At 70.6% G+C, this 2,867-nt stretch carries 3 protein-coding genes; all 3 read right to left on the reverse strand.

Annotated elements, in window-relative coordinates:
* Window positions 1-52: 52 nt before the first annotated feature.
* From Q7F20_RS18225 to Q7F20_RS18235, 3 genes are read right to left on the reverse strand one after another with little or no spacing between them, the layout of a single operon-like run.
* Entirely contained in the window at window positions 53-1,564 is a 1,512-nt protein-coding gene (locus tag Q7F20_RS18225; RefSeq protein WP_305741469.1) for an NAD(P)/FAD-dependent oxidoreductase, read from the reverse strand.
* A 41-nt stretch (window positions 1,565-1,605) separates the two neighbouring features.
* Window positions 1,606-2,154 (reverse strand): DUF501 domain-containing protein, encoded by a 549-nt coding sequence (locus tag Q7F20_RS18230; protein ID WP_305741470.1) that lies wholly within the window; start codon window positions 2,152-2,154, stop codon window positions 1,606-1,608.
* Window positions 2,155-2,189: 35 nt separating this feature from the next.
* Window positions 2,190-2,723 carry a septum formation initiator family protein gene (locus Q7F20_RS18235; RefSeq protein ID WP_305741471.1) on the reverse strand — a complete coding sequence of 178 codons (534 nt, stop codon included), beginning with the start codon at window positions 2,721-2,723 and terminating at the stop codon, window positions 2,190-2,192.
* Window positions 2,724-2,867: the final 144 nt, after the last annotated feature.

Raw genomic sequence — 2,867 nt, forward strand, 5'->3', positions numbered from 1 at the left:
GAGGCGGTCACCCGCCAGGGTGACCGCCTCGTCGCGTCGCGAGCGCAAGAGCCTACTTGGCGTCCGCCTCGGCCTTCACCGGCTCGGCGTCCGCGGCCTTCACCGGCTCGGCGTCCTTCGAGACGTCCTTCGCCGGCTCGCCGTACGCGGGACCGGCCGCACCGGCGGGCTTGCCCTCTTCCGGAGCCGTGGTCGGCTTGGCGGCCTCGACCGGAGCAGCGGGCGCCTCGGCAGCGGGCTTGGGACGGGACGCGAACGCCTCGAACGCGGCGCGCGGGGTCTCACGGTCGTCGAGCGACGCGATGTCACGGCCGAGGAAGAAGCCGCCGACCCAGTCGCCGATGACGCGCCACTTGCGCTCCCACGACGGCATCGCCAGGCCGTGGTAGCCACGGTGTGCGCCCCAGGCGAGGAAGCCCTTCATGGCGAACTTGCCGGACTGGAACACACCGATGCCGAGACCGAGGCCCGCGACGGCGCCGAGGTTCTCGTGCTTGTAGTCGGTCGTGGCCTCGCCGCGGATCGTCGCGACGAGGTTCTTCGCGAGCTGCTTCGCCTGACGCACCGCGTGCTGGGCGTTCGGCACGCAGAAGCCGCCGACACCGCCGCCCGTGAGGTCCGGCACGGCCGCCACGTCGCCGCAGGCCCACGCGTCGGCGATCACGCCGTTGTCGTCGACCACGCGGAGGTCGGGCTGCACGCGGATGCGCCCGCGCTGCTCGAGCGGGAAGTCGGTGCCCTTGACCATCGGGTTCGCCATGACGCCGGCGGTCCAGATGATGAGGTCGGACTCGATCGTCTGGATCGACTCGTCCTTCGCCTTGAGCTGGCAGACACCGCCCTCGGCCGAGGCGAGCTGCGTCTCGAGGTGCACGGTGGCACCGCGCTGCGCGAGGTTCTCGAGCACCCAGTGCGAGGTCTCGAGCGAGACCTCGGGCATGATGCGGCCCATCGCCTCGACGAGGTGGAAGTGCGTGTCGTCGAAGGACAGCTCAGGGTAGCTCTTGAGCAGGTCGCTCGCGAACGAGCGGAGCTCGGCGAACACCTCGATGCCGGCGAAGCCACCACCGACGACGACGACGGTCAGCAGGCGGTCACGCTCCGGGCCGGCAGGCAGGGTCGCCGCCTTGTGGAAGTTCGTGAGGATCTTGTCGCGGATCGCCGCGGCCTCTTCGATCGTCTTGAGGCCGATGGCCTCGTCGGCGACGCCCGGGATCGGGAAGGTGCGCGAGACCGCCCCCGCGGTCATGACGATCTGGTCGTAGGACTCCTCCCACGCCTCACCCTCGGCCGGGGTGATGGTCGCCGTCTTGCTGGCGTGGTCGACCTTCGTGACCTTGGCGGTGACGACGCGCGTCTTCTTGAGGTGACGACGGTGGGCGACGACGGCGTGCCGCGGCTCGATGGAACCGGCGGCGACCTCGGGGAGGAACGGCTGGTACGTCATGTACGGCAGCGGGTCGACCATGACGACCTCGGCTTCGCCCTGGCGAAGGTGCTTCTCGAGCTTCCAGGCGGTGTAGAAGCCGGCGTAACCGCCGCCGACGACGAGGATCTTGGGCACGGGGAATGATCTCCTTGGATGGGGGTTTGCCGGGAGTCTAGTCAGACTTCGCCGCCACCCGCCCCGACTCCAGCGTCTGCGCCACCATCATACGCCCGGCACTCACACCGGTCGGGCGACCAGCTCGCGCGCTCGAGCGCGAGGTCACCGATGGGGTTGACTCCGGGGCCCGCGGCGAGGGCGTGACCGACGAGGGCGTGCAGGCACTTCACGCGGGTGGGCATGCCACCGGCGGTGATGCCGTCGATCTCGTCGACGTGCTCGATCGACTCACGATCGGCGAGGTAGGCCTCGTGCGCCGCGCGGTACTGCTCGGCGACGGACGGGTCCTCGAGCAGGGCAGCCAGCTCGGGCATGACCTGGTTGGCCTCGAGGGTGCTGACCGCAGCGGTGGCCGCGGGGTGGCACAGGTAGTAGAGCGTCGGGAACGGGGTGCCGTTCGACAGCCGGGGCTTCGTGGACACGACCGTGGGGTTGCCACAGACGCAGCGAGCAGCGATCCCGATGACGTCACGTGCCGGTCGGCCGAGCTGCGCCGAGACGACCTGGATGTCGCGTTCGGAGGGCGGGTCGAAAGGAGGGGTCGTCACGGGTACGTGAGCCTACCGGAGTCCCGGGCACCGTCCTACTTCGTGTCGCCGGTGCCGGAGACGTCCGGTGCGACGAGCTGCTGCGTGGTCTCGTCGGTCAGGCCCGAGGTCAGCACCGACGACAGCATGGCCTGCACCCAGTCGACCTTCGGCGTCTGCACGGTCGAGCTCACGGGCGTGCCGGAATCGGTCGTCGGCGTCGACTCCGTCTTGCGGTCCTCGCTCCCCATCACGAGGTAGCTCTCCTCGCCCGGGTACACGTAGAGCAGTCGGTCCCGCGCCTGCGCCTCGATGTAGGCGGGGTCGTCCCAGCGTGCGACGTCCTTCTTCTTCTGCGACACGTCCGCCTTCTGGCTCGCCACCTCGCGCTGCTGCTGCGCGATCTGCTCCTGCTGCTGGATCAGGGTCCGCAGCGACGGCGCGAGCACGACGACGAACAGCACGATGATGGCCAGCATGAGCAGGCTGAACCCGGAGAACCGGATCGAGCGGTACCACGGCTGCTCGGACGAGCCGCCCTCGGGCAGCGCCACGGGGACGCGGCGGACACGGGGCTTCTGGCTGGGCACGGTCCGACGATAACCCGCCGTCGGGACTGCGGGCGGTCGGCACGCGGCCGTTCGGTGCCCTCTCAGCGTCGCGGTCCAGGAGGCGCGGCTCGGCCCCGCAGCGCCGCCAGCGCCCACCGCGCGGTCGCGCCCACCGCGCGGTCG

This window comes from Curtobacterium sp. A7_M15, from assembly GCF_030705415.1.
Lineage (GTDB): Bacteria > Actinomycetota > Actinomycetes > Actinomycetales > Microbacteriaceae > Curtobacterium.